This window comes from Qipengyuania sp. B-5 (assembly GCF_056857815.1).
The window spans coordinates 40,980-66,985 of sequence record NZ_JBSXNU010000045.1; the positions used below are offsets into that span (position 1 = coordinate 40,980).

The following is a 26,006-nucleotide window of genomic DNA, read 5'->3' on the forward strand; positions in this document are numbered from 1 at the left end:
CAATCAAGCAGCCACTTCCTCGATAAATTCGGGATAGAAGCTCGGCGCGCGGTCGCTCCACCCGGGAGCCGTCGCTGCGGCTTCGCTCAATGACTGCAGCAACATCTTGCGGCGTTCGGGGCGAATTTGCGGCAGAGCAGCGGCAGCGCAGAAGGCGCTGGGCAGCCATGGACGAGCATCGGGGCCAAGCAGACGTTCGTACAAGAAGCGGAAGGCCGAGAAACACTCGATTCGTTCCTGTGCGAGATCGAACGCAGCAACGCGGGTGATCTTGCCGATGAAGCTTTCGATGGCATCGAAGCCCGATTCATGCGGGATGGCACCACGCAGGGCCTTCAGTTCCTGATAGGCAACATACTGGCTACGGATCGCCGCGGTTTCGCCCTGGGTACGGCCCCAGATGCGAAAGGCATCGCAACGACTTAACCCGATATCGAGGCTGCGGCGGATATAGCGCTGCTCGGCAGCGGTGAAGCCGGCGAATTCGCGCATCTCGGCGATGGTCAGCGATGCAGCATTGGTAACAGCCATGATTCGACTCCCCTGTCGAATCGGAGTGTCGGCGAATATGGTTAATTTTTCGCTGCAAGGACGGAAGGGCTAGAGTTGAACGACGTCCTGCCATTCCTTGTGGCGCTGCGCCAGCGCGTTGAAGAAGGGGCAGAGTGGAATAATGGAAATGCCCTTCTGCCGCGCATCCCTTACCACAAATTCGGCAAGCCGCTGACCGATACCCTGGCCGCGCATAGTGTCGGGAACACCAGTATGATCGACGATGATTCGCGTAGGGCTGACCCGCGAGAATGTAATCTCCGCTTCATCATCGGTACCTTCCGGGCGGTAGAAATAGCGGCCCTTGCTATCCGTTTCCTCAAGTTCGATTTGCAAGTCCGTCATCCTTCCCCCGACCTTCAGATTAGTCCCGCGAGTGGCGAGCTCGGATCGGCATATTTGCGCCGGCCCATCCGGCCTGCGAGATAGGCTTCGCGCCCTGCCTCGACGGCGAGCTTCATGGCACGCGCCATGCGGATCGGGTCCTTGGCTTCGGCAATCGCGGTATTCATCAGGACCCCGTCGCAGCCCAGTTCCATAGCCACTGCCGCATCCGAGGCCGTGCCGACGCCCGCATCTACTAGCACAGGGACACTCGCCCCCTCCACGATAAGCCGGATCGTCACCTGGTTCTGGATACCGAGCCCGGAGCCGATCGGCGCCCCCAAGGGCATGACCGCCACCGCACCCGCTTCCTCTAGCTGCTTGGCAGCGATGGGATCGTCGACACAGTAAACCATCGGGTGAAAGCCCTCCTTGGCCAGCACCTCTGTCGCCTTCAACGTCTCGCGCATGTCGGGATAAAGCGTTTTCGCCTCGCCCAGCACCTCGAGCTTCACGAGGTCCCACCCCCCTGCTTCTCGCGCGAGGCGCAGTGTGCGGATGGCTTCGTCGGCCGTAAAGCAACCTGCGGTATTCGGGAGATAAGTGACCTTCTTCGGATCGATATAATCGGTCAGCATCGGCGCGTTCGGATCGCTCACATTGACCCGCCTGACAGCCACGGTGACGATTTCGGCCCCGCTGGCGTCGAGTGCAGCCGCATTCTGTTCGAAATCCTTGTACTTGCCTGTTCCGACGATCAGGCGGGAATGGAAGGTATGCCCCGCGACACTCCAGCTATCGTCCGCATGTCCACCGCCAACGAAGTGCACGATCTCAAGCACGTCGCCATCGGCAACCGTATGCTTGGAGAGTTCGCTGCGCGGCGCAATAGTGCCGTTATGCTCGACCGCGACCTTGGCGGGGTCGAGATCCAGTTCGCGCACGAGTTCGGCGATGGTGGAGGCGGCGGTGCGGCGGGTTTCGCCATTGACGGTCAGGCTTATCATAGCCCGCGTCACTTAGTCCCCGCAGCGCTCCTTGCAAGCCGCAGAGTGGCAGTGACGAAGGTTGAGGATGTGGCCGAGCGACACGAGGCCGACCCCGATGATCGTCAGCACTGCTTCCTTGTAGCCGTGCGGAACGGCGAGAGCGGCGCCCATAAAGGTCAGCCCGGTCATCGCAATGACGAAGGGCATGGCCATCCGGTGACGCAGCGCGCCCCACCCGATCGCGACGGCCGCGACCAGCGTTGCCACGACCAGACCCCAACGGTGAATATCAGGCGCGAGAAAGAGTTCGCCGCCGATACCAAGCCCCGAAACCAGCACAATACTGGCAAGGCAGTGCAGCGCACACAGACCGGACAGCCCGATGCCGATACGATCGAGCCGCTGCCGAATCGGATTGATGGCGCGTTGCAACATGTCATGGCAGATATGTGATAGTATTACCTGTTACAAGAGCCAGTTTCTATCGGGACGTATTTCGTCATTTGCCGGGTCGCTACGTCGATTGAGGCATTTGCACTTGCGAAAACCCGTCATCGAAGCGAACACGCCCGCCATGACCGATGCTACATCGCATGCCCGCCCCAGGCTACTTGCCAACTGGCTTTTCATCGTTGCCGCCCTGGTCGTGGCCATCGTCACGGTCGGCGGCATAACCCGCCTGACCGAAAGCGGGCTTTCCATTACCGAGTGGAAACCGCTTCTGGGGGCGTTGCCGCCGCTGAGCCAGGCTGACTGGCAGGCGGAATTCGAACTCTACCAGCGTATTCCGGAATATCAGCAGATCAACGGGCCGGCAGGCATGGATCTGGAAGCTTTCAAGTCAATCTACTGGTGGGAATGGATTCACCGCCAGTTAGGCCGTGTCATAGGGCTCGCACTGGCAATGCCGCTGATAATCTTCGCGATCCGCCGAATGATTCCCCAAGGTTATTTCTGGCGCCTGTTTGCGCTGGTGGCGCTGGTCGGTCTGCAGGGCAGTTTCGGTTGGTGGATGGTGGCCTCAGGTCTCGAAACGCGGACGGATGTGAGTCATTTCCGCTTGGCCATACATTTGTGTACTGCGCTGATATTGCTTGGCGGGCTTATCTGGACCGCACTGGATCTCAGGCGACTGGCTGCCGGACAGGCGAAGCCCGCCGGGCTGACTGCGCTGGCAGCATGGACCGGAGTGATACTTTTCGCCCAGCTACTCCTGGGGGCATGGGTCGCCGGGCTGAACGCCGGACTCGCTTCGGACAGCTGGCCGTTGATGCAGGGACGCTTGATACCTGAATTCGACCTTTCTCAGGGCCTGTTCTGGGCGGCAACGCATGATCCCTTCCTTATTCACTGGATGCACAGATGGTGGGCCTGGGTCGCAGTGGCAGCACTGATAATCATGGCCCGCAAGGTCAAAGCGCTGGATCGGCGTGTCTCGATTGCAATCCACACGGCATTCGGACTCCAGATCCTGCTTGGCATCGCAACCGTGATGACCGGCGTGGATTTCCATCTGGCCGTATTGCACCAACTCGTTGGCGCACTTCTGGTGGCGGCTTATATATGGGGAGCCCATGTGCTGGGACGAGCCCGATGAGCGCGCTGATCTACTGCCCCTTTCCCGACACCCAGAGCGCCCGCAAGATCGGAGAGCAGTTGCTGGATGAAGGCCTGATCGGCTGCATCAATGTCGGCGGCCCGATCCAATCGCTTTTCATATGGGGCGGCGAGAAGGGTGAAGGCGAGGAATATCCCGCACTCTTGAAGACCGATGAAGATCTGCTGGAACTGGCAATTTCGCGTCTCGAGGAACTACATCCCTACGACGCGCCTGCTGTACTCGGCTGGCAATGTGTAGCGGGCAAGGCCGCTGAAAGTTGGCTTCGAAATCTTGGCGGCGGCGGTAATATCCGCCACTGATTTTGCCCTCTACGGGCTTGGGGTATTATTTTACCCCACGTGAGACCCGCGGATTAGCTTGACGAATCACGCATTGGGCGCCATTGGGCGCGCGCTTTGCAGATCCGTTTATGCGGGTCCGCCAGACAAAACGCATCCTGCAGGGTGCGACAAACTCGAGCAAACGGACATCAAGCCCATGAAGGCTCTCACGAAAGTGACCCAGTCGGCGAAGCCGGCCGAGGTCGAAAAGGAATGGCACATCATCGACGCCGAGAATCTCGTCGTCGGTCGCCTCGCCGCGATCATCGCCAACATCCTGCGCGGCAAGCACAAGCCGAGCTACACTCCGCACGTCGATTGCGGTGATCACGTCATCGTCATCAATGCCGACAAGGTGAAATTCACCGGCAAGAAGATGACCGACAAAATCTATTACAAGCACACCGGCCATCCGGGCGGCATCAAGGAAACCACTCCGGCCAAGGTGCTGGAAGGCCGTTTCCCCGAGCGCGTCCTCGAAAAGGCCGTTCAGCGCATGATCCCGCGTGGCCCGCTTGGCCGCGCGCAGATGAGGGCGCTCCACCTCTACAACGGCACCGAGCATCCGCATGACGGGCAAAAGCCCAAGACGCTCGACGTTGCTTCGATGAACCGCAAGAACAAGGCTGTTGCATAATGGCTGACGAAAACAAGAACGACACCGTCTCGGATCTCGCCGATCTGAAGGATATCGCTTCCGACGCGCCGCAGGGCGATTCGGCTGACATCGCCGCCAAAGCCGACGTTCCCCTGCGCGAGCAGGAACTCGACGCACAGGGCCGCGCCTACGCCACCGGTCGCCGCAAGGACGCGACTGCCCGCGTATGGCTTGTCCCGGGCAGCGGCAAGATCACCGTCAACGGCAAGGACCAGGAAGTCTACTTCGCACGTCCGACCCTGCGCCTCGTGATCGACCAGCCCTTCGCCATTACGGACCGTCAGGGCCAGTACGACGTGGTCGCCACCGTAAAGGGCGGCGGTCTCTCGGGCCAGGCAGGTGCGGTCAAGCACGGCATTTCGCAGGCTCTCACGAAATACGAACCGGCGCTTCGTTCGACGGTCAAGGCTGCCGGGTTCCTGACCCGCGACAGCCGCGTGGTCGAGCGTAAGAAGTACGGCCGTGCGAAGGCACGCCGCAGCTTCCAGTTCTCGAAGCGTTAATTCGCCTCGATACAGATCGCAGGATCAGCAAGAAGGGCGGTTCCGCAAGGTGCCGCCCTTTTTCGTGTCCGGAAATCCGCCCTCCCGGGACTCGCTGCAAGCGTAGACAAGAGTCCCATCGCTTCCGCCAATATGCGCCGGAATTGTCGCAGCTAATGGTTGGGGTAGCGCAATTGCCCCCGGTTAATGCACGGGTGGATCAACCCGTGGCACCTGTCGGACCGGAGCGACGGGGTCGGCCGGTCCACGCGGAGGCATCGCATCCTCGGGTACGTCGTCTATCTGCATCGCACGAGTGTCGATGTCTTCGAGATTACGGACGCGAACAGTCAGCGTCTCTCCGTCCCAATCGATTTCGTTGAAGCTGGGCGGAGTGGAGCGGGTCCGCTTCGACAGCGTGCCAGCGCCGATCATGCGGACCGGACCATCAGTGGTGCTTTCCAGTATATCGAATGCATCGTGAACATGGCCGGACAGCACCGCAGCGACAGGGCGTTTCGCGAGGGCGCGGAGGGCCTTGTCACCGTTCTTCGTCAAGGCCGTTCCCTCCGTCCCGACTTCGCGCAGGGGATGGTGGACGGCCACCAATGCTTGCGTACCATCGGGCAGTGAATCGATGGCAGCAAGACATTTCTCGAGGGCCGCATCGGTCACCCAACCCTTGGACCAATTCAACCGCGGCTGGGCACGGACGGCTGTCTTGAGGGGCACAACCGCGAGGCTGCCGAGATCCAGTTCCTTTTCGACTTTCTCCGCCATTCCGCGGAACCGCTTGTAAGGCGAAAAAAAGCGCTCGATCGGATTGAAATAGGGCATATCGTGATTGCCCACTTCCACGGTGACAGGCGCGGTCAGCGAATTGATCCAGTGCGTTGCCGCTTTGAATTCGCGATGACGCGCACGCATGGTGAGGTCGCCCGTGATCGCGACTGCGTCCGGACGCTTTTCTTCGATTTCCTGTTTTACCCAATCGAGCGCACGATTGTTCTCGAGACCGAAATGGATATCGGAAAGGTGAAAAATGCGCCGCGCTTCAGAAGCCATGATGCGTCGCTAGCAGATCGACCTCGCAAGGGGCCACCGTGAACTTTGCCTTGGCGGGCAAGGTCGCCGGTTCACCGTCGATAAGTATCTGGAACGGGGATCCGTCGCAGGTTTCCAGGGTGATTTCATCCACCAGACCCAGCCGCGTATGAGGACCTTCCCGAAAGCTTCTGCGAAGCAGTGCAAAGCTTTGCTGCAGCAACTCGCCGGCTCCTTCCGCGTGAAATGCGTCGAGCTGGAGTCCACGGTGGCTGGGGGTGAACTCGATCAGGGGATAACCATCTTCGCGGCCGAGCGAAGGATCGCAGCAACGCACCATCGATCCCCCGATCGTTTCCGACCAGGCCTCGCTCGTTCCTTCGGCCATCGCCGGCAGATCGAAATCGCGCATGGCTTCGCGAACACTGACCCACGAGGTGCCCGGGCCGGCCAGCAAACCTGCCAGCGCGTCGCCAGCTTCGCAGCGAGCCACGAGCGGACGGACCGCACGCGAGGCACCCTTCGCCAAACGCTCGACAATCGTTTCGAGATCCGCATCCGGGCCGTGCAAACGCTTGCAAAGGAGATTCATCGTGCCACCCGGAAGAACGATGACTTCGCCAGCCCAACCGCCGAGATTCGTGATTGCCGCATTCAGTGAACCGTCCCCGGTGAAGATTGCCAACCGCCCGATCCCAGCGGCATCCAGATCATCGGCGCCCGGCAGTTCGTCATCGGGGAAGCGTATTTTCCGGTCGATCTCGAAGCCGTGCTGAAGGCAATGCCTCTCCAATGCTTCGATCGCCTCGTCACTATTGCTGCCGGATCGCGCATTCACGAGCAGCCAGATCGTTTGGTCGTTTAGCATGCTGCAGAAGCGCGCGCTCCCGCACGAGGTTCCCAAGGGTCAGACCCTTCCGGAAAGGATCAGCCAGCCAGTGCCGAAATTGAGCAGGCTGTAGATGCCGTAGGCGATCGCCATTCCCGGCCATCCGTTGCCAGTCAGAAGCATCGCCGCGAGCAGTATCACGAATTCGAACCACAGCGAAAAGCGACCTCCTCCAGACCTATAGAAGCCAGGCAGAGCGTCGAGCATGGGATGGCGGCTTTCCAGAACCGCCTTGTGAACGGCGAAATTGCCGATCCCCAAGAGAAACAAGGCGAAGAGCAGCATGCAGAATACATAGGGATGCCGTTCGCCGATTGCCAATCGCGCTTGGTCGAGCCGAACCGGTCTCGGTCCAGAAACTTACGACACCGGTCGACCGGGCAGTGCAATTACTGTTGTAACCGTTCAATACACAAACGCGGCGGACCTCGACAGTCCAGTCCCCCAAACCCCGAAGGGGTCCGCCGCAAACGAGGAGAAATTGCCATGAAAACGCTAATTGCAGCAATTGCTGCCGCCGGCATCGTCCTGCCCGCGAGCGCCCAGGAAGTTCACTTCGAAGTGACCTACCGCGATCTCGATCTTGCCAGCGCGAAGGGCCAAAAGGAACTCGATCGGAGGATCGACAGGGCCGCGAGAAAAGCCTGCGGTTTCGACACATTGACGACCGGAACACGGATCCGGTCGGGCGATAAGCAAGAATGCTACGTCGAAATGAAGACGAAGGCCAAGCAGCAGTTCGCCACTCTCATTGAACAGGAAGGCAAGGGCGGCTGACACCCGAGTCAGCCGTACCTGGCACCCCGACCGGATTGCAGTCCCCCGGTCGGGGTGTCTCTTGGCTTTTGGAGTCTAGCGGCCTGCCATTGCCTTGACCTTGGGCAGATAGGTCCGCCCGATCCGCAGCGCCTCTCCACCTTCCATCTCGGCAGACCAGACACCCAGACCATCGTGGCGAAGGCCCTTGATCCGATCCTTACGCAAGATCGTCGAACGGTGGATCCGGATGAACTTTTCCGGATCGAGCCGTTTCTCCAACCCCGCGATTGTCTGGAGTAGAAGATAACTCCGATCCTCGACATGCAGGCGGACGTAGTCGCGTTCCGCATCGATCCGCGACACTTCTTCGGTGTCGATCCGGATCAGCTCGCTACGATGGGGTATCCAGAGCTCTTCCAGCCATTTGCCGTCCTTCGCACTCCCTTCGCCGCGTCGCGCAATCGCGCGCTGTATGGCGCGCTCCAGCCGCTCGGGCTTCACGGGTTTGAGAACATAATCGACGGCATCGAGATCGAAGGCCTCGACTGCGTAATTGTCGTGGGCTGTGACGAAGACGACGGCGGGACGCGGCTCGTCTGCTTCCGCCAAGGCCCTTGCAACCGAAAGTCCGTCGACTTCCGGCATCGTCATATCCAGCAGGATGAGATCGGGCTGAAGCGCCTCCACGAGTCGCAATGCCTGCGCCCCATCGCTAGCCGTGCCGACCACGTTCAGGTCATCCATCTTGGCACAGATCACCTGCATACGCTCTACTGCGAGCGGCTCGTCGTCGACAATCAGCGTACGCAGTGTGTCGCCTGCTTCCTCAGCCATGTTTCACCATCGGTAGCCTGAGTTCGGTTTCGTATCCGTCAATTGTCTGGCCCGAAGAAATCGTCGCTTCGCGCCCGAACCGAGCTTCGAGCCGATCGCGAACGTTGGCAAGGCCAATTCCGAAACCGCCCGAATGCCCGCTTGGCAGACCGGGCCCATCATCGCTTACGCGGAGAACCAGCCGACCATATTCTTCGCGTGCGACGATACAGATCGTCACGGGGCGGTTGCTGGCCGAAACACCGTATTTGACCGAGTTTTCGACCAGCGGCTGCAGGATCATGCCCGGAACCTTCAGCTGACTCAGCTCGGGCGGAAGATCGACGCGGGTTCTGAGCCGCTCGGGAAACCGGACGGCTTCAATCTCGAGATAGTGTTCCTGCAGGTCGATTTCGTCTTCCAGGCTCACGTCACCAGTGGAATCGTCGGCCAGCGAATGCCGGTAGAAACGCGAGATCGACTGGATCATCTGTTCTGCCCGGTCTTCTTTGCCCGTAAGCACGAGAGCGGAGAGCGAATTGAGGGTATTGAACAGGAAGTGCGGGTTCACCTGGTAGCGCAGGCTTCTTAGTTCCGCTGCCTTTGCCGCGCTCCGAAATCTCTCGCCGCGACGTTCAGCAGCTCTGGCCCGCGCACCTGCCACCATTGCCAGATAGAGAGCGGCCCAAGCCAGAAGGAGAAAATAGCGGCTCAGAGCCAGATCGGTCAGCCTTCGCCAATAGTCTGCCGGAGTAGGTGCGGGCTCGATGACGATGGACCTGGGACCCGCCGATGCATCGCTTCCCGGCAATTCAGCGCCTGTCATCTGGCCGGGAATATCAAGCAGCAGGTTACCCGACTCATCGCGGCGGATGTTGAGGCCGCGCTCTTCGCCGATCTTTTTGCGCACCTGGTCTTCGATCGGCGCAAAGATCATCGTATTGATTTGGGCAATGGCAAGGGATGCGGGCAGGGCCGCAACGATGGCTACGGCCACCTTTACGGAAAGACTTCGATCGTCGAAGAAGCGCAGGAATTGCCAGAGGAGTACGGTTACTCCCCCGCCGGCAAGGGACACGATAACGCGGCGCCAGAGAAGTTCGTCCTGCAGTTCCAGTCCGACTACGGCACCCCGCGCGGTGATCAGCAGGAAATAAGCCACCCACAATCCGAAGATTGAGAAAAGCACGACCTTCGCCGCTACGCGCGGCGATTCCGGATTAATCTGGGGTTCACTGTCCAAAACAGGTAGCTTCTGCTCCCAGCCGAGACAAATGGCCAGCGCCGCCATCGACCGCGCTAGGACGTTGGTCGAGCCGAAATGCTATTCGGCGGGCTCGACCTCACCCGCTGCAATCCTTTCGCGCCAGCGGGCCGGAGCAAGCGTGTGGACATTGTTGCCCTGCGCATCGACGGCCACCGTGACCGGCATGTCCTGCACCTCGAATTCGTAAATTGCTTCCATGCCAAGATCTTCGAAAGCGACCACCTCGGCACCCTTGATCGCACGGCTGACGAGATAGGCAGCGCCGCCTGTCGCCATCAGATAGGCGACCTTGAAGCGGCTGATGACCTCCACCGCGTCATGTCCGCGTTCGGCCTTGCCGATCATCGCGAGCAATCCGAGATCGAGCATCATCTCGGTGAATTTGTCCATCCGCGTGGCGGTGGTGGGGCCCGCGGGGCCGACGACTTCGCCCATTACCGGATCGACGGGACCGACGTAATAGATTGCGCGGCCCTTGAATTCGACCGGCAGTTCCTCACCATTCTCAAGCATATCGTGGATGCGCTTGTGGGCTGCGTCGCGACCGGTCAGCATCTTGCCCGACAGCAGCAGGCGGTCACCATGCTCCCAGCTGGCGACCTGCTCGGGGGTGAGATTGTCCAGATCGACCTTCTTCGCAGCCGCGTCGGGCTGCCAGGTCACGTCGGGGTACTCCTCGAGCTTCGGGGGTTCGAGATAGGCCGGGCCCGAACCGTCGAGCGTGAAATGCGCATGGCGCGTCGCGGCACAGTTGGGGATCATCGCCACCGGCTTGCCCGCCGCGTGACAGGGCGCATCGAGAATCTTGACGTCGAGAACGGTCGATAGGCCCCCCAGGCCCTGAGCGCCGATGCCCTGCGCATTGACGGCGTCGAATATGTCGATGCGCAATTGCTCGAGGTCGGTCTGCGCGCCGCGTTGCTTGAGCTGGCCCATGTCGATCGGCTCCATCAGGCTCAGCTTGGCAAGCTTCATGCAATGTTCCGCCGTGCCGCCGATACCGATGCCGAGCATGCCCGGCGGACACCAGCCCGCACCCATCGAAGGAAGCTGTTCGACCACCCAGTCTACGATATTGTCCGACGGGTTCATCATCTTGAATTTCGACTTGTTTTCGCTGCCGCCGCCTTTGGCCGCGACATCGATGTCGATCGTATCGCCGGCCACCATTTCTACCGACAGGACGCAGGGCGTGTTATCGCGGGTGTTGCGGCGGGTGAAGGCCGGGTCGGCAAGGATCGAAGCGCGCAGCTTGTTGTCCGGGTGGTTGTAGGCCTGGCGCACGCCTTCATCGACCACTTCCTGCAGGCTGCGCTGCGTGTCGAGACGGCAGTTCATCCCCCATTTGACGAAAACATTGACGATGCCAGTGTCCTGGCAGATCGGACGGTGGCCTTCGGCGCACATGCGGCTGTTGGTGAGGATCTGCGCGATCGCGTCCTTGGCTGCCGGCCCCTGCTCCGCTTCATAGGCTTTTCCCAATGCGCGGATGTAATCCATCGGATGATAGTAGGATATGTACTGGAGAGCGTCCTTCACGCTCTCGATCAGGTCTTCTTCCTTGATGACGGTCATGTCGCTCATCGCCGCGCGTTCCCATGTTGCAGATTTGCGCTCCCCGATAGGCGGGTTTGCGGCCATCGGTCAAAGCGCTTGGAAGCAAAAGGTCTTGCGCCTAAGGCAACGGGGAGCTTGCAAAGCCGTGTTATAGATGTAATACAGCGTTCGGAATTGACATGACCATCACCAAGACACGCCCCGACTACACCGCCGCCCGCAAGGCGATGATCGACAGCCAGCTGCGCACCAGCGGCGTCAACGAAGCCTTCGTGCTCGATCGCATGGGCACCGTCCCCCGCGAGGATTTCGTGCCCGAAGGCGCGAAGGGCACGGCCTATATGGACCGCGCGATCCGGCTGGGCGAGGGTGGCTACCTTCCTGCGCCGCTGTTTCACGGTGCGATGCTGGCCGAAGCCCGCCCAACGGGCGAGGACAGGGTCCTCGTGATCGACGGCGGCAGCGGCTATCTGACCGCCCTGGTCGAACCGCTGGTAAAATCGGTGAAGACCGTGTCGCCCGCAGAAGCACTCAAGGTGAAGAAGGGCGATTTTACCCTGGTGCTGGTCGACGGCGCGATCGAACAGATGCCGGCCAATTTGGCAAAATCGGTTGTCGAAGGCGGCCGGATAGTAACCGGGCTCGTCGAACGCGGCGTAACCCGTCTCGCCACCGGTCGGAAATCCGGGAATGCACTCGCGCTTCTTCCGCTCGCCGAAATGGGCGTGCCGCGGATGGGCGCTTTCGACAAACCGGAGAGCTGGAGTTTCTGAATGCACAAGGGAGGGGTCGTGAAACACCTGACAGTTTCGGGCAGTCTCATCGCGCTCGCCCTCGTTGCAGTTCCGGCATCGGCCGATACGCTGCAGGAAGCGCTGACCGACGCCTATTACAATAACCCGACACTGGAAGGGGCACGTGCCGGATTGCGCGCTACCGACGAGAACGTTCCGATCGAGCGTGCGTCGGGGCTGCCCTCTGCCGAAGCGAGCGCTTCGGTGACCGAATTCCTCAAGCAGCGGTCGACCAGTTTTTTCACGCCCGACCGCGCCCTTACAGCGGGAATCGACCTAAGCGTTCCCATCTATTCCGGCGGCGCGGTGAAGAATTCCGTGCGCGCCGCGAAAGAACGGGTGGAAGCTGGCCGGGCCGATCTTCGAGCCACCGAGAGCGCGGTTTTCACCCAGGTGGTGGCCGCGTATATGGATGTGCTTCGCGGGCAGGCTCTCGTATCCTTGTCGGCAAATCAGGTCGACGTGCTGTCGATCGATGTCGAAGCCACCAGCGACCGCTTCGAAATCGGCGATCTGACCCGTACCGACGTGGCCCAATCCGAGGCGCGCCTTGCCTTGGCGCAGGGCGATCTGCGCAGCGCACAGGCCAATCTGATCGCTGCGCGGGAAGATTATATTGCTCTGGTTGGCAAGGCTCCGACTGATTTGCAGGCACCGCCGCCGCTTCCCGGATTGCCGAGCGACGCCGCCACTGCCGTCGAAGTCGCCCTGGAGAACAATCCCGATCTCATCGCTGCACGTGAAAGTGCCGCGGCGGCGGGCTATGATATAGAGGTTGCAGGTTCCAGCCGCCTGCCCAGCGTGTCGGTTTTTGCCGGTTACGATTACGACAATTATCTCGGCAGCGTCGCGGATGGGCCGCTCGATCCTTCGGACCCCGGAAGCCCCGTCGTTTCCAGCGACCAGTCGGCCACCGCCGCTTCGGCAGGTGTTTCGCTGCGTATCCCGCTTTTCCAGGGCGGCCGTCCCGCAGCCTTGCAGCGGCAGGCGACCGCGCGGGCGACAGCCGCCCTCGAACAGGTCATTGCTGCCGAACGCGACGTGATCGCACAGGTCCGGTCCGCCTATTCGAGCTGGCAGGCGTCCCTCGCCATCATCGAAAGTTCACAAAGCGCAGTTTCCGCAGCGGAGCTGAGCCTGGAAGGCGTGCGGGCCGAAAATTCGATCGGAAACCGGACGATCCTGGACGTATTGAATGCGGAGCAGGAGCTACTGCAGAGCCGCGTCCAGTTGGTGACCGCGCGGCGCAATGCCTATGTGGCCGGCTTTTCTCTGCTTGCAGCCATGGGCCGGGCCGAAGCCCGGGACCTCGGCCTTGCCGATGAAGGCGTTCTCTACGATCCGATCGACAATTACGAGCGCGTGAGCGGGAGCATATGGGACTGGGATCGCGACCCGGCTCCGCAGGCAACGAGCACCAGCACAGTCGATGTCGAGGCACCCACCGCCGATATTCCCGAGATTGCCGAGCCGGAAGATACCCCTTAGCAATAAAGCAGGTCCCGATTCGGGATTGCGATAGAGCCAAGGGGTAGGGCGCAAGATGCAGAACCACGACGAACCGTCGGTCGAGGAAATCCTCGACTCTATCAAGAAGGTGATCGCGCGCGACAGCGTGACGCGCGCGGAGACGCCGCAACGCCGTCGCGGGCTGGTCGCGGGCGGCGCCGACTCGAACGGTCCGGATGAGGACGAAGACGTTCTCGAACTTGGTGCGGGGCTCGAAGAAGACCTGATCATCGAAGACAATGCCGGCCTCGATGCCATCTATGGCGAGGAACCCGGCGAGGATGAGGACGAAGGTCTGATCGCCGACGCCACGCGAAGTGCGATGCAGCAGAACTTCGCTGCGCTCACCATGCTCTCCAAGCCCGGCAAGCAACCCCAGATCGTGCGCCAGGGTGAGACTTCGCTCGAAGGGCTGGTGCGCGACATGCTGCGCCCCATGCTCGCCAAATGGCTGGACGAGAATCTGCCGGGCATGGTCGAAGACCTGGTCAAGGCAGAGATCGCCCGGATCGCCGGGAAGAAGCGCTAAACCCCTTACCTTGCGCACGGTTGCGCGCTACACCGCGCAGCCATGACAACACGCAACAGGGTCGCATTCCCGCTCGCCAGCGCATTTGCGCTTTTCGCCACGCCGCTCGCCGCGCAGGATGCGGCCAGGCCGATGCAGGCCGAAGACCTGGTGACCATGCCCCGCCTTGGCAGCCCGACCGTTTCGCCGGACGGGTCCATGGCAATCTATTCCGTCACCACGACGGACAGCGAAACCTACGAACGCTCCGGGCAGATGTACCTGCGTTCGCTCGTGAACCGGAATGCTGCACCGGTTGCGCTCGATCTCGAAGGAAGCAGCGCAAGCTTCGGCGGCGACGGGTGGCTCTACTATATGGCCGGCGGTGCTGGCGGCGACACGATGCAGGTCTGGCGCGCAAGGATCGGCGCAAACGGAACGGTAACGGCGAAGTCGCAGGTTACCGATGTTACCCGCGGAGTGAATGGATACAGCATTGCAGATAGCGGCGACAAGATCGCGATCTGGACGGATGTGGCACGCAGCTGCGCCGAATTGTCGTGCGACGATAGCGCCAAACCCTATCTTCCGGGCCCGGGTGACGGGCGCCTCTACGAAGGCGATGACGGCTTCTATCGCCATTGGGACACATGGGAAACGCCGGGAACCTATAGCCGCGTATTCACCGCCGATTTGGTAGACGGCATAGCCGAAGGTGATTTCACTCCAGCAGATGGACCACTGGGTGCAGGCGGACCGCAAGGGGATACGCCGACCATGCCTTTCGGCGGCGACGAAGATATAGCCTGGGCTCCAGACGGGTCGGGCCTGTATTTCGTGGCGCGCGAAGGCGGGGCCAGCGAACCCTATTCGACAAATCTCGACATCTGGTGGTCCGATCTTTCCGGTGCGGCTCCGACCAACCTTACCGCCGCCAATGAAGCGCTTGATGCGCTGCCGACCCCGTCGCCCGACGGCCAGTATCTCGCCTATGTCGCAATGGCGCGGCCTGGCTATGAAAGCGACCGGCAGGTGGTCATGCTGCGCGATCTGCAGAGCGGCGTCACCACCGCATTGACCGCCGATTTCGACCGCAGCTTCGGTTCGCTCGCATGGACGCCCGATTCGCGCTGGCTGGTCGCAACGGCGCAGGATGTTCTCGACACACCGGCCTATCGCATCGATCCGCACAGCGGCGCCGTGGAAGAGCTCGACCTGATGGCGGGCAACGAAGCCCATATCGGCAATGTCACACCGCTGGCGGACGGAGACTTGCTGTTCACTCGCGATTCCATCGGCGCCCCGGCCGAGATGTTCCTGTCCAGCGATTGGGGCCAGGCGGAACCGCTTACGCAGGTAGCCAGCCCCACGGTGGGCAAGTTCGCACCGGTATCGGTCGAGCGGTTCAGCTTCTCCGGCGCAAATGGCGATACCGTATGGGGCCAGATCACCAAGCTGGAAGGGCAAACCGGCAAGATGCCGGCCATCCTTTACGTGCATGGCGGCCCCCAGGGCTCCTTCAACGACGGCTGGTCCAGCCGCTGGAATCCGCGCGTTCTCGCGAGCCAGGGCTATGCGGTGATTTCGGTCGATTTCCACGGCTCGACCGGATACGGGCAAGCCTTCACCGACAGCATCAATCGCGACTGGGGCGGAAAACCGCTCGAAGACCTGCAGCTGGGCCTTGCTGCGGCGCTCGAACGTGACGGCCAGATCGACGGCAGCCGTGCCTGCGCCATGGGGGCGAGCTACGGAGGCTATATGATGAACTGGATAGCAGGCAACTGGCCCGACCGGTTCGATTGCCTCGTGCAGCATGACGGCCTCTTCGACATGCGCAGCTTCTATTACACGACCGAAGAACTGTGGTTTCCCAAGTGGGATTTCGGCGGCAGCTATTCCGAAAACAGCGAACTCTACGAACGCTGGAACCCGGTGAACCATGTCGACAAGTGGAAGACCCCGATGCTCGTTGTTACCGGCCAGAAGGACTTCCGTGTGCCCTATAGCCAGGGTCTCGCCAGCTTCACTGCCCTGCAAGAGCGCCAGATCCCGAGCCAGCTGCTTGTCTTCCCGGAAGAAAATCACTGGGTGCTCGGCGCGAAGAACTCGCTGCAATGGCACAATACGGTCTTTGCCTGGCTCGACCGCTGGCTGAAACCGGATGAGTAAAAGAGGCCTCGCAAAGGCCGAAAACGCACTCGCCAAGATTGGCGGCGAGACGGTCGAGCGGCAAATCTTCCTCTGCGCGGTCAGCGAAAAACAGAAATGCTGTTCACGCGAAGACGGCAAGGCAGCCTGGAACTACCTCAAGAAACGGCTCAAGGAGCTGGGGCTCGTCGGACGGGGCGGAACCGTTCAGCGAACCAAGGCCGACTGCCTGCAAATCTGCGCGCACGGACCCATCGCGGTCGTTTGGCCGGAGAACGTCTGGTACCATTCCTGCACCGAGGAAGTGCTCGAAGCGATCATCCAGCGCCACCTTATCGGCGGCGTTCCGGTTGAAGAGTATCGCCTGCGGGGGGTGGACGAGGCCTAATCCTCGTCGATGGAATTGTCCGGCAGGCGGTTGTCGACCGCTTCGTCATGCCCCGTTCCCGAGGACAGGAATACCAGTCCCATCAGTGCCCCGGTCAGCAACATCGTGAAGCCGATGCCGAGCGCCGTGGCAATGTAGAAATGCACCGACACATCCTCGAACTTCCATAGCAACGCCATGGCGATTGCGACGAGTCCGACGGTCAGCAGGAACAGGAAGCGCATGATCCGGCGATAGCGCGCCCAGGCGAAGGCCGCCGCCTTCGGATCGTCGAGAGGTGATTTGTCTACCATGACCGATCTAATGGCGCGCCGGGGACAAGCTTTCAACGGGGCGTCTGTGCCCGGCTGGCCAATTCATGGTATCAATGGCATTCTGCAACACGGAACTGAGGAGGCAGGCATGAACATCGGAAAACTTATCGAGGGTCGCACGAGTGCAGACATTATTTCGATCGATGTCGACAGGCCGGTCCGCGACGCAGTTGGCCTGCTCGCAGCCAAACGCATCGGCGCCCTTCCGGTTATGGCAGGCGGTTCCGTTGTTGGGATTTTTTCCGAACGCGATGTGATTTATCGCCTTGCCGAGGAAGGACAGAGCTGCCTCGACAAACCTGTCGGCCAAGTGATGACGTCCCCCGCCATTACGGCAAACCGCGAGACAGCAATTCTCGATGCCCTGGCGCTCATGACCAAGCGGCGGATCCGGCATTTGCCGGTAGTCGAGGGATCTGCGATGTGCGGCTTCATTTCCATCGGCGACCTCGTCAAGGCTCGCCTCGACGAAATCCAACACGAAGCCGAAGCCATGCGCGAATATATCCGGACTGCTTGAGCCCGGGCCTCACACTTCCTACATCCCCTGCATGGCCGAAATGCTCACCCTTACTCCAGCCGCTGCGAAGCGCGTCGCCGCCATTGCCGAAAAGCAGGCCAAGCCGGCAATCCTTCGCCTGTCGGTGGAAGGCGGGGGATGCTCTGGCTTCCAGTACAAGTTCGATCTTGCCGAGGGTGCCGAGGAAGACGATTCAGTCAGCGATACCGATGGTGTTCGGCTTGTCGTCGATCCCATAAGTCTCGATCTCGTGGCCGGAAGCGTCGTGGACTTCGTCGAATCGCTTGGCGGTGCCGCCTTTCGGGTCGAGAATCCCAATGCAGCCGCCGGATGTGGCTGCGGTTCCAGTTTCGGGATTTAGGTTAGACCCGCGACGCTGCTTCGGGCATGGATCGGTCCATGCGTATTTCCAGCTTCAACATCAACGGTATCAAGGCCCGCCTGCCGCGCCTGCTCGAGTGGCTCGACGAGACCCGTCCAACTGTCGCCTGCCTGCAGGAAATCAAGACCATGGACGACGGCTTTCCAGCCGACGAGTTCGAGAAGATCGGCTATCAGGCCATCTGGCACGGCCAGAAGAGCTTCAACGGTGTTGCAATTCTCGCCGACGGAGTGAAGCCGATCGAAGTGCAGCGCGGGCTGGGCATCAATGGACCGAAGGACGGCGAGGGCGAGCAGGCCCGTTACCTCGAGGCAGAGGTGAACGGCGTCCGCATCTGTAATCTCTACCTGCCCAACGGCAATCCGCATCCAGGCCCGAAATTCGAATACAAGCTCGCATGGATGGAACGGCTGCGCGATCGCATGCGCGCCATCTGGGACGAGGAAATCCCTGCTGTGGTGCTGGGCGACTATAACGTGATACCTGAAGACAAGGACGTCTGGTCGCCTAAGGCGATGGCCAGCGACGCCTTGATGCAGCCCGAATCTCGCAATGCCTACAAGCGAATGCTGGCCGATGGCTGGACCGACGCGATCGATACGCTCAACCCGCGGGGAGGCGTGTGGACCTACTGGGATTACCAGGCCGGTGCATGGCAGCGCGACCACGGGTTCCGGATCGACCACTTGCTGCTTTCGCCAGAGCTGGCCGACCGGATGATCGCCGCCGGTGTCGACAAGGAATATCGCGGGCGGGAGAAGGCCAGCGACCACACACCGGTCTGGGTCGAAATTTCCGACTGATGTATCAACGACAAAGGGCCGCCGCTTGGTAGCGACGGCCCCTGAGCGCTTGCCGCATTCAATCAGCGATAGAAGATGTGCGTATTGATGGTCGCGCGGGCGACCTTCTTGCGGGCCCAGCTGGGCCTTACATATTTTGCGTGGAAATAAAGCGAATCATCCGCTTCGCTATCCCACAGGCCCTGGTGGGCTATCCGGGCGATAGCTGTCGCGCGCTTCCACGCGTTCGACCCAGTCTTGATTCGGGGCATCGTGCCACCGCGCACGAAACTGAATTGCGCGCGTTGATAGACCACACCGCAATAGCTGGAAGGAAAGCTGCTGGATTCGCTGCGGTTGATGACCACCTGCGCCACGGCCAGCTGGCCAGACAGCGGCTCACCGCGCGATTCGAAATATACTGCGCCGGCAAGGCAGCGCATCTCATCGGAAAGTTCACCCGAAGCCGGCATTTGGGCCACGAGTTCGCGCAGGCTGTTCGCCTGCGGCACGTTTCCTGGAAATTCTGCTGTGGCTTCCTCGGGAAGCTCCTGGACCACTTCTTCGCTGACGAAGACCGGAACCACCTCTTCAGTGAGGGCAGTTTCTTCGGTGGTGGTCTCTACGGTCGCTTCAGCGACCTCGGCGCCGGTTTCTTCCGCACCGGCAAACGTTGCAATCATAGTTGCGGCGGCAGCCGCAATTCCAAAAAGTGATTTACGCATGATCCCGCTTATCTGGGCGGTGAGTAGCTGCGCAGGCTGGGATCCGGTGCGCGTTATATGCGTCTTTAAACTTGGATCCGTTTGCGGGCCTGCCGCTTGCTCCCCGTCTGCGCGCTAGTCCGTCGACACCATTGCCAACCCGACCGCCTGCGCATCGAAGCTGGCGGGCCAAATAGTCACATTTGAAACTGTGTCAAGTTAACGCGCGCCGGGATCTATCAACCGTTCCACTTCGGGACCATCGAGTTCGATGAACCAGCAATCCGAATCCTGACGCTGCCTTCTGGCAATATAATCGTAGAATTCTTGAGCGTTTTCCTCGTCTTGTTCGCGAGTGCAGACGAAGGTGCGGGAGCCATCCATCTGCGGCATCCGCTCCCACAGGCGGGTATTTTTGCCACCATTTGTGGTTAATATCACAAGCGTTCCGGCATCACGTTCGCCCTTCTGCAAAACCATTCCAAAACCCCCGAGGGCTTGGACAAGTTTAAGCAATCCCGCGACTTCAAGGTGAGCCGGAAGCCTCTGATCACCAGTCACGCTGCGTATCCGGGCAAGCTCGACAGCGGGATACGGGATTTCATGAAAGTCCCGGTGCCCCGGCCGATCTCCTCCCCTTCGGCATCGACGAGCTTCGATTCGGCAACGAAGACCCGGCGGCGACCGCTGATCCAGCGCCCTTCCGCCACGACTTTCCCCTCGCGTACCGGCTTGGTGAAGTGGAGATTGAACGACGTCGTAAGGAGGAATCGGTCGGTCACCAGCGTGTTTGCGGCATAGAAGGCCGCATCGTCGAGCATCTTGAAATAGATGGTACCGTGCGCCGCACCGGCGGCATGATAGACTGATTCGGTGACTTCGAACGTAATACGTGCCGTGCCTTCGCCCGTAACCTCAAGCGTCGAATCGAAAAGTGCATTGACCGGAGCGGAAGAATAAAGACCTTCGAGCGCCCGCCAATGAAGTTCGGCTCCGCTGCCTGACGCTCCGCCCATCTTTCCTCTCGAATCCCTAATCAGCTGCGGGGTTCGACCCAGCCGATCGAACCATCGGCACGGCGGTAAACCATATTGTGCACCTCGGTAGCCCCGTTCTTGAACAGCAGTGCGTTGGCATTCTGCAAATCCAGAAGCATGACCGCATCCGCAACCGAGCATTCCGGGATCATGGCACTGGTTTCGGCAATGACTGGCGGGCTGTCATGCTCTACCTCGTCCTCATTGTCGGGCTCTGGAGCGGCGAAAATGGTGTAGGCGGCTTCCTGTTCGCGCATGGCGTGGTCGGCCTGCTCATGACGATCCTTGATCCGGCGCTTGTAACGGCGCAGCTGCTTTTCGATCTTCGCTGCCGCCTGGTCGAACGCCTGATGGACATCATGTGCCTCGGCATGACCCTTCAGGATCAGGCCCTGCATGACGTGCGTGACGATATCGGAAGAGAAAGCACCGCCTGCCGCCTTGCCGAAAGTGACATTACTCGAAATGGCGCGATTGAAATATTTCTCGACGATGCCCTGCATTCGGTCCTCGACATGGGTCTGCAAGGCTGCGCCGGTGTCGATCTGGTGGCCCGAAACACGGATATCCATAAAGTCTTTCTCCTTATATCGCGCCCCGGCTTTTCCTCTCGTCCGGCTCCGCCCGGACGGAATGCAGGGCCATGACCTTATCCCCAGAGAGGGTTTTCGATCCCGGCCATGAACTGCCTGTGCCGTACAAGTTCTTCAGCCGTCGGAGCATGCGGTCGCGGTGCACGCCGCGGCCCTTCCGGGGCTTTGCGCACGGCGATCAAATCCTGTGTGGTAACTGGATCGACCGCTTCGGCCGCAAGTTCCAGTCCAATCTGGCGACCACCCTTCAGTTCGACATAGACCTGCGCGAGCAGCTCGGCATCGAGCAGGGCACCGTGCTTCACGCGGTGGCTGCGGTCGATGCCATAGCGTGTGCAGAGTGCATCGAGCGAAAGCTTGGCTCCGGGATGGCGTTTTTTGGCCAAGGCTACGGTGTCGATCATCCGGGTCATGCAGACCGGCTCGCATTTGCAGAGCGCCAGTTCGGCGTTGAGAAACCCGAAATCGAACCCGGCGTTGTGCGCGATGAGCGGAGCATCCCCTATAAATTCGAGGAGCTCATGGAAGATGTCCCGGAACAGTGGCTTGTCTGCAAGAAATGCGCTCGAAAGGCCATGCACAGCCTCTGCACCTGCGGGCATATCCCGTTCCGGATTGTAATAGGCGTGATAGGTTTTTCCGGTGGGGACGAGATTGAACAGCTCCACGCAGCCGATTTCCACCATCCGATCGCCCGTCTTCGGGTCGAGTCCGGTGGTTTCGGTGTCGAAAACGATTTCACGCATCGGTTAATCTATCGGACTCGCGGACGAAGATTACAAGAGCCGTTCGCCAGCTATCTCCCTGCGCAGCAGATCGATAAGAGCAATGACCTCGCGCTCCGTTTCCGCCAGCGACTGGCCGGTATCGATGACGTGGTCGGCACGCTGGCGCTTTTCGGCGTCCGGCATCTGGAGTGAAAGGATGTGGGCGAATTTTTCGGTCGTCATGTCCGGCCGGGCCAACACTCGGCGGCGCTGGACTTCGGCCGGGGCGGAGACAACCACCACACGGTCCACCTCATTGTGTCCCCCCTTCTCGAACAGCAAAGGTATATCGAAGACGACGAAGGGTGTCCCGTAATGTTCGAACAGGAAAGCTTCGCGCTTCCGGGCCACCGCCGGATGTACGATCGCTTCAAGGCGGGCCAATGCCCGCTTGTCACCGAAAACCTGATCCCCCAGCTTGTCACGCAGCACGCCTTCTTTCCCGGTGCTGCCGGGAAATGCAGCCTCTATTTCCTCGACCAGACTGCCCCCGGGGCCCTGCATCGCGCGCACTTCGGCATCGGCATCGAAGACCGGCACGCCAGCTGCCTCGAACATGGCGGCAACAGTCGACTTCCCCATGCCGATGGAGCCGGTGAGACCCACAATGAGCGGCTTGGTCATGCAATCAACCTTTCCCGCAGCTCGGTATCGAATTCGCGCGGCGGCTCAACTCCGAAGAAATGTACGAATGCCGCGGCGGCCTGCCCGATCAGCATGGAAAGTCCGTCGATGGTCCCGAACCCGGCTTCTCCTGCGGATTTGAGAAAATCGGTTTCGACGGGATCGGTGACAATGTCATAGGCGATCGAGCCGGGCGGAGCATGGCTCCAGTCGAATGCAAGCGGGGGCTGGCCGCGCATGCCAAGGGGGCTGGCGTTGATCACGAGATCGCAGCATCCTTCACGGTCGTCGAAGGCGAAATCGGTCGGCTCGGCGAAATGGGACAGCGGCGCCACATGATGCTCGCCTCCGCTCAACTCATTCAGCAGCGCTTGTGCTTTCTCCGGATCGCGGCCGGCCAACACAATGGTAAAGCCGGCTTCATCCAGTCCGGCGACGATTGCCCGCGCAGCGCCGCCTGTCCCCAGCACTCGCGCCATTCGGAAATAATGCTGGCGCGCAAGATGATCTCGCAAAGGCTCCAGGAATCCCGCAACATCGGTATTGCGCCCTACCAATGCACCGTCTTCCGCCCGGTGGACCGTGTTCACAGCACCCACTCGTTCAGCCACATTGTCGAGCCGGTCTATCAGCGGAATCACCTTCTGCTTGTGCGGCATGGTCACATTGCACCCGCACCAGTCAGGATCTTCTCGGCGAGCGGCCAGATAATCGGCCAGACCTTCAGCGGTTACATGGTGAGCCCGATACTTGGCATCGAGTCCCAGTTTCTCGATCCAGAAGCCGTGAATTGCAGGCGATTTCGACTGCGAAATCGGATCGCCTATCACTTCCGCATAGTCGGTCACGTCCGGAGAACGCCTTCTTCGCGAAGCGCGGCGAGTACCTGGAGCAGCGGCATTCCAAGCACCGTAAACTGGTCGCCCATGACGCTTTCGAACAATTGAACACCAGGCCCTTCTATCCGGAACACGCCGACGCAATAGGAAACTTCGGGCCATTCGGCGCCGAGATAGGCTTCGATGAAGTCTTCCGAGAGTTCGCGCACCCGCAGCCGCGCAAAATCTGAGCCGACCCAGACGATCTTCCCATCTTTCGCCAGAGCTGCGGCGCTGTGGAGCGTCATCACTTTGCCCGAGAAGAAGCGCAGGTGTTCAACAGCTTGCTCGCGGCTGGCGGGCTTATCGAACCGCTGTCCGTCCACCTCGATCAGCGAATCGCTTCCCAGGACAAGGCGCTCGTCCGAAACAGCGACAGCCTTGGCCGCAGCCAGCGCCTGCGCCACTTCCGCGGGATCGGCCTCTTCCATCTCCGCTTCGAGCCTGCGCTCGTCCAAATCGGCTCCAACCGCTTCGAAGGCCACGCCCGCGGCGGTGAGCATCGCTTTGCGCGAGGCGGATTGGGATGCGAGCACGATAGTGCGGATCGACAGATCAGTCATATCGCCTTCACTCCCTCGAACAGATCGCCGTCACGCGATTTACGCTCTCCGAGAAGACGGATGATGGCGGCTGCAGTTTCCTCGATGGAGCGGCGCGTCACATCGATCACCGGCCAGCCATTGTCCGCAAACATCCGGCGCGCGAAAGCGACCTCGTCCTTGACCTTCTGGTTGTCGACATAGGATGTCTTGGTCTTTTCATTGAGGGTCAGCAAACGGTTGCGCCGGATTTGCACCAGCCGCTCGGGCGCGGTGGTAAGCCCGACCACGAGCGGCTTTTTCAGCTCGAACAGCTTTGGAGGCGGCGGGCTTTCCACCACCAGAGGAATGTTGGCAACTTTGTAGCCGCGATTGGCGAGGTAGATGCTGGTAGGTGTTTTCGAACTTCGCGAAACGCCCGCCAGTACGATGTCGGCCTGCTCCCAGTTTTCCCAGCCGATGCCATCGTCATGCGCGATAGTGAACTGGATTGCCTCCACCCGTTCGAAATAGGCCTTGTCCATTTGATGTTGGCGACCAGGGCTACCATGCGCCTCCTGTCCCAGCGCCTTCTCGAGCGCCTCGGTGACGCGATCGAGAATAGGCACTGCTGGCAACCCGTTCTGCGCACAGACTTCCTCCAATTTCGTGCGCGCTTCCTGGTTGACCAGCGTGTAGAGAACCAGCCCGGGATTGGCGTTGAGTTCCGGTATGATACGGTCGAGATGCTGACGGCTCCTGACCATGGGCCAGAAATGGCGTACCACATCGGCATCATCGAACTGCGCCAACGCTGCCTTCGCCAGCATCTCCAGAGTTTCGCCGGTACTGTCCGAGAGTAGGTGGAGATGGATACGGTCGGGGATAATTGCCTCTCATGCGGGTGTGGACAGCCTTGGGATAAACCACGGCACAGGTCTACCGACAAGTTCGGGGACGAAATTGCTACCCACTACGAGTCATGCAAAGGGGTGATTCCCGCACACCAAATCACTATTTTTACGCAGGCTGGGGACATCGGGGAGAAGTTTGACTCGACTCATGCACTCCGGCGATTCGGAACGCGCTTCACGGCCCTTTTAACTCCGGGATAAATAGGGCAGGAGCCGGTTGTGCCCAATATCCACAGGGCCAACAGACTCCATCAAACCTTATATATACTTAGTATTATTGGACTCCTGAATGCCCGGCCTCCTTCTCGACACGCTAAACCGCAAGCGCTCTTCGCAGGTTCCTCTCTGGCTCATGCGCCAGGCTGGTCGCTATCTTCCCGAATATCGCGAGCTTCGGGAACGAAAGGGTGGATTCCTGGCGATGGCCTATGACAGCGAGGCGGCTTGCGAGATTACGCTTCAGCCGATCGATCGCTTCGGTTTTGACGGAGCGATCTTGTTTTCGGATATCCTGATTGTACCGCATGCGCTCGGCCAGCATCTCGAATTCCAGGCCGGTGAAGGTCCCAAACTTTCTCCCAGGCTGATCGATGCCTCGCTCGACGAGTTAGTCCGGGCCCCTGAGCGCTATGAACCGATCTACCAGACCGTGCGTCTATGCAGCCAGCGACTTCCCGAAGGGGTAACGATGCTGGGCTTTGCAGGAAGTCCCTGGACCGTGGCGACATATATGGTGGCAGGTGAGGGGAGCCGCGACCAGCACGAAGCGCGGGCGCTGGCCTATCGCGACCCGGCCGCTCTGCAGGCGATTATCGATGCCGTCGTCGAGCAGACGATCACCTATCTCTCCGGTCAGATTGCGGCCGGAGCCGAGGCTGTTCAATTGTTCGACAGCTGGGCCGGAAGTCTCGCGCCCGATGAATTCGAACGCTGGGTCATCGCGCCCAATGCGCAGATCGTGGCGGCGTTGGCGGAAATGCATCCAGACACACCGGTAATCGGCTTTCCGAAAGGTTCGGGCGAAAAATTGCCAGCCTATGCACGCGAGACCGGGGTAGGGGCAGTGGGAGTGGACGAGACGCTAGATCCGGTTTGGGTCGCACGAGAATTGCCTGAAGGCATGGCGGTTCAAGGCAATCTCGATCCGTTGTTGCTGCTGGCCGGATCAGGGGAACTCGAAAAGCGCGTGCAAACTATTCTCGAGGCTTTCGCCGAGCGCCCGCATGTATTCAATCTGGGCCATGGTATCGACCGTCATACGCCAATCGAGCATGTCGAACGCCTGATCGCCGCGGTACGGGGTTGGGAGGGGTGAAAATGCCGGTCCGCTTCGCTACATCGCCTG

34 protein-coding genes are annotated in these 26,006 nt (G+C 60.5%); 14 read left to right on the forward strand and 20 right to left on the reverse strand.

What is annotated here, in order from left to right; genetic code table 11:
• Positions 1 to 3: 3 nt before the first annotated feature.
• From AC13CE_RS07705 to AC13CE_RS07720, 4 genes are all read right to left on the reverse strand, one after another.
• On the reverse strand, positions 4 to 531 hold the full coding sequence (locus AC13CE_RS07705; protein WP_221538130.1) for a hypothetical protein: 528 nt from the start codon (positions 529 to 531) through the stop codon (positions 4 to 6).
• 69 nt (positions 532 to 600) lie between these two features.
• Entirely contained in the window at positions 601 to 897 is a 297-nt protein-coding gene (locus tag AC13CE_RS07710) for a GNAT family N-acetyltransferase (RefSeq protein ID WP_221538131.1), read from the reverse strand.
• Between the two features lie 14 nt (positions 898 to 911).
• The gene (gene thiS, locus AC13CE_RS07715) at positions 912 to 1,883 is read right to left on the reverse strand and encodes a sulfur carrier protein ThiS (RefSeq protein WP_221538132.1); all 972 of its coding nucleotides are present in this window, start codon (positions 1,881 to 1,883) and stop codon (positions 912 to 914) included.
• 12 nt (positions 1,884 to 1,895) lie between these two features.
• Positions 1,896 to 2,300, reverse strand: coding sequence for a MerC domain-containing protein (locus tag AC13CE_RS07720; RefSeq protein WP_221538133.1), 405 nt, complete (start codon positions 2,298 to 2,300; stop codon positions 1,896 to 1,898).
• A 139-nt stretch (positions 2,301 to 2,439) separates the two neighbouring features.
• On the opposite strand from AC13CE_RS07720, the gene AC13CE_RS07725 reads away from it, so the two are divergent.
• From AC13CE_RS07725 to rpsI, 4 genes are all read left to right on the forward strand, one after another.
• Complete coding sequence (locus AC13CE_RS07725; RefSeq protein WP_482972062.1) at positions 2,440 to 3,462, forward strand: COX15/CtaA family protein; 1,023 nt, start codon at positions 2,440 to 2,442, stop codon at positions 3,460 to 3,462.
• Positions 3,459 to 3,785, forward strand: a complete 327-nt coding sequence (gene cutA / locus AC13CE_RS07730) for a divalent-cation tolerance protein CutA (protein WP_221538135.1) — start codon at positions 3,459 to 3,461, stop codon at positions 3,783 to 3,785. Before AC13CE_RS07725 ends, cutA begins: the two co-directional genes overlap by 4 nt.
• Positions 3,786 to 3,963: 178 nt before the next feature.
• Positions 3,964 to 4,443 carry a 50S ribosomal protein L13 gene (gene rplM, locus AC13CE_RS07735; RefSeq protein WP_221538136.1) on the forward strand — a complete coding sequence of 160 codons (480 nt, stop codon included), beginning with the start codon at positions 3,964 to 3,966 and terminating at the stop codon, positions 4,441 to 4,443.
• Complete coding sequence (gene rpsI / locus AC13CE_RS07740; protein ID WP_247710259.1) at positions 4,443 to 4,967, forward strand: 30S ribosomal protein S9; 525 nt, start codon at positions 4,443 to 4,445, stop codon at positions 4,965 to 4,967. The genes rplM and rpsI overlap by 1 nt, the downstream gene beginning before the upstream one ends.
• Positions 4,968 to 5,150: 183 nt before the next feature.
• Here the strand turns inward: rpsI and AC13CE_RS07745 are convergent, their stop codons facing one another.
• From AC13CE_RS07745 to AC13CE_RS07755, 3 genes are read right to left on the reverse strand one after another with little or no spacing between them, the layout of a single operon-like run.
• Positions 5,151 to 6,011, reverse strand: a complete 861-nt coding sequence (locus tag AC13CE_RS07745) for a metallophosphoesterase family protein (protein WP_221538137.1) — start codon at positions 6,009 to 6,011, stop codon at positions 5,151 to 5,153.
• The gene (locus tag AC13CE_RS07750) at positions 6,001 to 6,858 is read right to left on the reverse strand and encodes a diacylglycerol/lipid kinase family protein (RefSeq protein ID WP_221538138.1); all 858 of its coding nucleotides are present in this window, start codon (positions 6,856 to 6,858) and stop codon (positions 6,001 to 6,003) included. The genes AC13CE_RS07745 and AC13CE_RS07750 overlap by 11 nt, the downstream gene beginning before the upstream one ends.
• A gap of 39 nt (positions 6,859 to 6,897) precedes the next feature.
• Positions 6,898 to 7,164, reverse strand: coding sequence for a hypothetical protein (locus tag AC13CE_RS07755; protein WP_221538139.1), 267 nt, complete (start codon positions 7,162 to 7,164; stop codon positions 6,898 to 6,900).
• Between the two features lie 201 nt (positions 7,165 to 7,365).
• On the opposite strand from AC13CE_RS07755, the gene AC13CE_RS07760 reads away from it, so the two are divergent.
• Positions 7,366 to 7,656 carry a UrcA family protein gene (locus AC13CE_RS07760; protein ID WP_221538140.1) on the forward strand — a complete coding sequence of 97 codons (291 nt, stop codon included), beginning with the start codon at positions 7,366 to 7,368 and terminating at the stop codon, positions 7,654 to 7,656.
• Between the two features lie 75 nt (positions 7,657 to 7,731).
• Here the strand turns inward: AC13CE_RS07760 and AC13CE_RS07765 are convergent, their stop codons facing one another.
• The 3 genes from AC13CE_RS07765 to AC13CE_RS07775 form a co-directional block, all read right to left on the reverse strand.
• Positions 7,732 to 8,472, reverse strand: a complete 741-nt coding sequence (locus AC13CE_RS07765; RefSeq protein WP_221538141.1) for a LytR/AlgR family response regulator transcription factor — start codon at positions 8,470 to 8,472, stop codon at positions 7,732 to 7,734.
• A complete protein-coding gene (locus AC13CE_RS07770; protein WP_482972063.1) occupies positions 8,465 to 9,640 on the reverse strand; it encodes a sensor histidine kinase in 1,176 nt (391 codons plus the stop codon). The genes AC13CE_RS07765 and AC13CE_RS07770 overlap by 8 nt, the downstream gene beginning before the upstream one ends.
• Before the next feature lie 135 nt (positions 9,641 to 9,775).
• Positions 9,776 to 11,293, reverse strand: a complete 1,518-nt coding sequence (locus tag AC13CE_RS07775; RefSeq protein WP_221538390.1) for a fumarate hydratase — start codon at positions 11,291 to 11,293, stop codon at positions 9,776 to 9,778.
• A 161-nt stretch (positions 11,294 to 11,454) separates the two neighbouring features.
• Here AC13CE_RS07775 and AC13CE_RS07780 point away from each other — a divergent pair, with 161 nt between their 5' ends.
• From AC13CE_RS07780 to AC13CE_RS07800, 5 genes are read left to right on the forward strand one after another with little or no spacing between them, the layout of a single operon-like run.
• Positions 11,455 to 12,048 (forward strand): protein-L-isoaspartate O-methyltransferase family protein, encoded by a 594-nt coding sequence (locus tag AC13CE_RS07780; RefSeq protein ID WP_482972064.1) that lies wholly within the window; start codon positions 11,455 to 11,457, stop codon positions 12,046 to 12,048.
• 18 nt (positions 12,049 to 12,066) lie between these two features.
• Positions 12,067 to 13,557, forward strand: coding sequence for a TolC family outer membrane protein (locus AC13CE_RS07785; RefSeq protein WP_345719419.1), 1,491 nt, complete (start codon positions 12,067 to 12,069; stop codon positions 13,555 to 13,557).
• 55 nt (positions 13,558 to 13,612) lie between these two features.
• Positions 13,613 to 14,107 carry a DUF2497 domain-containing protein gene (locus AC13CE_RS07790; protein ID WP_221538145.1) on the forward strand — a complete coding sequence of 165 codons (495 nt, stop codon included), beginning with the start codon at positions 13,613 to 13,615 and terminating at the stop codon, positions 14,105 to 14,107.
• Between the two features lie 42 nt (positions 14,108 to 14,149).
• Positions 14,150 to 16,258 carry a dipeptidyl-peptidase 5 gene (locus AC13CE_RS07795; protein WP_482972065.1) on the forward strand — a complete coding sequence of 703 codons (2,109 nt, stop codon included), beginning with the start codon at positions 14,150 to 14,152 and terminating at the stop codon, positions 16,256 to 16,258.
• Positions 16,251 to 16,625, forward strand: a complete 375-nt coding sequence (locus AC13CE_RS07800) for a (2Fe-2S) ferredoxin domain-containing protein (RefSeq protein ID WP_221538147.1) — start codon at positions 16,251 to 16,253, stop codon at positions 16,623 to 16,625. Before AC13CE_RS07795 ends, AC13CE_RS07800 begins: the two co-directional genes overlap by 8 nt.
• Here the strand turns inward: AC13CE_RS07800 and AC13CE_RS07805 are convergent.
• Complete coding sequence (locus AC13CE_RS07805) at positions 16,622 to 16,918, reverse strand: hypothetical protein (protein WP_221538148.1); 297 nt, start codon at positions 16,916 to 16,918, stop codon at positions 16,622 to 16,624. The two genes, AC13CE_RS07800 and AC13CE_RS07805, sit on opposite strands and share 4 nt — an antisense overlap.
• 109 nt (positions 16,919 to 17,027) lie before the next feature.
• Between AC13CE_RS07805 and AC13CE_RS07810 the strand changes: the two genes are divergently transcribed.
• The 3 genes from AC13CE_RS07810 to xth are packed head-to-tail and all read left to right on the forward strand — an operon-like array spanning position 17,028 to position 18,644.
• Entirely contained in the window at positions 17,028 to 17,459 is a 432-nt protein-coding gene (locus AC13CE_RS07810; protein ID WP_221538149.1) for a CBS domain-containing protein, read from the forward strand.
• A 31-nt stretch (positions 17,460 to 17,490) separates the two neighbouring features.
• Entirely contained in the window at positions 17,491 to 17,820 is a 330-nt protein-coding gene (gene erpA / locus AC13CE_RS07815; RefSeq protein ID WP_221538150.1) for an iron-sulfur cluster insertion protein ErpA, read from the forward strand.
• 38 nt (positions 17,821 to 17,858) lie between these two features.
• Positions 17,859 to 18,644 carry an exodeoxyribonuclease III gene (gene xth, locus AC13CE_RS07820; protein WP_221538151.1) on the forward strand — a complete coding sequence of 262 codons (786 nt, stop codon included), beginning with the start codon at positions 17,859 to 17,861 and terminating at the stop codon, positions 18,642 to 18,644.
• A gap of 62 nt (positions 18,645 to 18,706) precedes the next feature.
• Here the strand turns inward: xth and AC13CE_RS07825 are convergent, their stop codons facing one another.
• The 9 genes from AC13CE_RS07825 to AC13CE_RS07865 all read right to left on the reverse strand — a co-directional run bounded on the left by AC13CE_RS07825 (position 18,707) and on the right by AC13CE_RS07865 (position 24,577).
• The gene (locus AC13CE_RS07825) at positions 18,707 to 19,348 is read right to left on the reverse strand and encodes a cell wall hydrolase (protein ID WP_247710261.1); all 642 of its coding nucleotides are present in this window, start codon (positions 19,346 to 19,348) and stop codon (positions 18,707 to 18,709) included.
• A gap of 198 nt (positions 19,349 to 19,546) precedes the next feature.
• A complete protein-coding gene (locus AC13CE_RS07830) occupies positions 19,547 to 19,888 on the reverse strand; it encodes a DUF1491 family protein (protein ID WP_221538152.1) in 342 nt (113 codons plus the stop codon).
• Positions 19,885 to 20,343 (reverse strand): PaaI family thioesterase, encoded by a 459-nt coding sequence (locus AC13CE_RS07835; RefSeq protein WP_221538153.1) that lies wholly within the window; start codon positions 20,341 to 20,343, stop codon positions 19,885 to 19,887. The genes AC13CE_RS07830 and AC13CE_RS07835 overlap by 4 nt, the downstream gene beginning before the upstream one ends.
• A gap of 20 nt (positions 20,344 to 20,363) precedes the next feature.
• Positions 20,364 to 20,936: a ribosome hibernation-promoting factor, HPF/YfiA family gene (gene hpf / locus AC13CE_RS07840; protein ID WP_473821268.1), complete on the reverse strand. Its 573-nt coding sequence runs from the start codon at positions 20,934 to 20,936 to the stop codon at positions 20,364 to 20,366.
• A 77-nt stretch (positions 20,937 to 21,013) separates the two neighbouring features.
• The gene (gene dnaQ / locus AC13CE_RS07845) at positions 21,014 to 21,703 is read right to left on the reverse strand and encodes a DNA polymerase III subunit epsilon (protein WP_221538155.1); all 690 of its coding nucleotides are present in this window, start codon (positions 21,701 to 21,703) and stop codon (positions 21,014 to 21,016) included.
• 30 nt (positions 21,704 to 21,733) lie between these two features.
• Entirely contained in the window at positions 21,734 to 22,348 is a 615-nt protein-coding gene (gene coaE / locus AC13CE_RS07850; RefSeq protein WP_221538156.1) for a dephospho-CoA kinase, read from the reverse strand.
• On the reverse strand, positions 22,345 to 23,196 hold the full coding sequence (locus AC13CE_RS07855) for a shikimate dehydrogenase family protein (RefSeq protein ID WP_482972066.1): 852 nt from the start codon (positions 23,194 to 23,196) through the stop codon (positions 22,345 to 22,347). Before AC13CE_RS07855 ends, coaE begins: the two co-directional genes overlap by 4 nt.
• On the reverse strand, positions 23,193 to 23,789 hold the full coding sequence (locus AC13CE_RS07860) for a Maf family protein (RefSeq protein ID WP_482972067.1): 597 nt from the start codon (positions 23,787 to 23,789) through the stop codon (positions 23,193 to 23,195). Before AC13CE_RS07860 ends, AC13CE_RS07855 begins: the two co-directional genes overlap by 4 nt.
• The gene (locus AC13CE_RS07865) at positions 23,786 to 24,577 is read right to left on the reverse strand and encodes a pyruvate, water dikinase regulatory protein (protein ID WP_482972068.1); all 792 of its coding nucleotides are present in this window, start codon (positions 24,575 to 24,577) and stop codon (positions 23,786 to 23,788) included. The genes AC13CE_RS07860 and AC13CE_RS07865 overlap by 4 nt, the downstream gene beginning before the upstream one ends.
• 373 nt (positions 24,578 to 24,950) lie before the next feature.
• Here AC13CE_RS07865 and hemE point away from each other — a divergent pair, with 373 nt between their 5' ends.
• The gene (gene hemE / locus AC13CE_RS07870; protein ID WP_482972069.1) at positions 24,951 to 25,976 is read left to right on the forward strand and encodes a uroporphyrinogen decarboxylase; all 1,026 of its coding nucleotides are present in this window, start codon (positions 24,951 to 24,953) and stop codon (positions 25,974 to 25,976) included.
• Positions 25,977 to 26,006 lie beyond the last annotated feature (30 nt).

Bases quoted from the DNA above. Each gene is read 5' to 3' on its own strand.
- AC13CE_RS07765 (WP_221538141.1), bottom strand. From the start codon at position 8,472: ATGGCTGAGGAAGCAGGCGACACACTGCGTACGCTGATTGTCGACGAC.
- cutA (WP_221538135.1), top strand. From the start codon at position 3,459: ATGAGCGCGCTGATCTACTGCCCCTTTCCCGACACCCAGAGCGCCCGC.
- AC13CE_RS07860 (WP_482972067.1), bottom strand. From the start codon at position 23,789: ATGACTGATCTGTCGATCCGCACTATCGTGCTCGCATCCCAATCCGCC.
- rplM (WP_221538136.1), top strand. From the start codon at position 3,964: ATGAAGGCTCTCACGAAAGTGACCCAGTCGGCGAAGCCGGCCGAGGTC.
- AC13CE_RS07745 (WP_221538137.1), bottom strand. From the start codon at position 6,011: ATGGCTTCTGAAGCGCGGCGCATTTTTCACCTTTCCGATATCCATTTC.
- AC13CE_RS07805 (WP_221538148.1), bottom strand. From the start codon at position 16,918: ATGGTAGACAAATCACCTCTCGACGATCCGAAGGCGGCGGCCTTCGCC.
- dnaQ (WP_221538155.1), bottom strand. From the start codon at position 21,703: ATGCGTGAAATCGTTTTCGACACCGAAACCACCGGACTCGACCCGAAG.
- AC13CE_RS07795 (WP_482972065.1), top strand. From the start codon at position 14,150: ATGACAACACGCAACAGGGTCGCATTCCCGCTCGCCAGCGCATTTGCG.
- AC13CE_RS07810 (WP_221538149.1), top strand. From the start codon at position 17,028: ATGAACATCGGAAAACTTATCGAGGGTCGCACGAGTGCAGACATTATT.
- AC13CE_RS07780 (WP_482972064.1), top strand. From the start codon at position 11,455: ATGACCATCACCAAGACACGCCCCGACTACACCGCCGCCCGCAAGGCG.
- AC13CE_RS07800 (WP_221538147.1), top strand. From the start codon at position 16,251: ATGAGTAAAAGAGGCCTCGCAAAGGCCGAAAACGCACTCGCCAAGATT.
- AC13CE_RS07775 (WP_221538390.1), bottom strand. From the start codon at position 11,293: ATGACCGTCATCAAGGAAGAAGACCTGATCGAGAGCGTGAAGGACGCT.
- hemE (WP_482972069.1), top strand. From the start codon at position 24,951: ATGCCCGGCCTCCTTCTCGACACGCTAAACCGCAAGCGCTCTTCGCAG.
- AC13CE_RS07705 (WP_221538130.1), bottom strand. From the start codon at position 531: ATGGCTGTTACCAATGCTGCATCGCTGACCATCGCCGAGATGCGCGAA.
- thiS (WP_221538132.1), bottom strand. From the start codon at position 1,883: ATGATAAGCCTGACCGTCAATGGCGAAACCCGCCGCACCGCCGCCTCC.
- AC13CE_RS07750 (WP_221538138.1), bottom strand. From the start codon at position 6,858: ATGCTAAACGACCAAACGATCTGGCTGCTCGTGAATGCGCGATCCGGC.
- rpsI (WP_247710259.1), top strand. From the start codon at position 4,443: ATGGCTGACGAAAACAAGAACGACACCGTCTCGGATCTCGCCGATCTG.
- AC13CE_RS07835 (WP_221538153.1), bottom strand. From the start codon at position 20,343: ATGGGCGGAGCGTCAGGCAGCGGAGCCGAACTTCATTGGCGGGCGCTC.
- AC13CE_RS07720 (WP_221538133.1), bottom strand. From the start codon at position 2,300: ATGTTGCAACGCGCCATCAATCCGATTCGGCAGCGGCTCGATCGTATC.
- AC13CE_RS07865 (WP_482972068.1), bottom strand. From the start codon at position 24,577: ATGCTGGCGAAGGCAGCGTTGGCGCAGTTCGATGATGCCGATGTGGTA.
- AC13CE_RS07725 (WP_482972062.1), top strand. From the start codon at position 2,440: ATGACCGATGCTACATCGCATGCCCGCCCCAGGCTACTTGCCAACTGG.
- AC13CE_RS07790 (WP_221538145.1), top strand. From the start codon at position 13,613: ATGCAGAACCACGACGAACCGTCGGTCGAGGAAATCCTCGACTCTATC.
- AC13CE_RS07755 (WP_221538139.1), bottom strand. From the start codon at position 7,164: ATGCTGCTCTTCGCCTTGTTTCTCTTGGGGATCGGCAATTTCGCCGTT.
- AC13CE_RS07825 (WP_247710261.1), bottom strand. From the start codon at position 19,348: ATGCGTAAATCACTTTTTGGAATTGCGGCTGCCGCCGCAACTATGATT.
- coaE (WP_221538156.1), bottom strand. From the start codon at position 22,348: ATGACCAAGCCGCTCATTGTGGGTCTCACCGGCTCCATCGGCATGGGG.
- erpA (WP_221538150.1), top strand. From the start codon at position 17,491: ATGGCCGAAATGCTCACCCTTACTCCAGCCGCTGCGAAGCGCGTCGCC.
- xth (WP_221538151.1), top strand. From the start codon at position 17,859: ATGCGTATTTCCAGCTTCAACATCAACGGTATCAAGGCCCGCCTGCCG.
- AC13CE_RS07760 (WP_221538140.1), top strand. From the start codon at position 7,366: ATGAAAACGCTAATTGCAGCAATTGCTGCCGCCGGCATCGTCCTGCCC.
- hpf (WP_473821268.1), bottom strand. From the start codon at position 20,936: ATGGATATCCGTGTTTCGGGCCACCAGATCGACACCGGCGCAGCCTTG.
- AC13CE_RS07710 (WP_221538131.1), bottom strand. From the start codon at position 897: ATGACGGACTTGCAAATCGAACTTGAGGAAACGGATAGCAAGGGCCGC.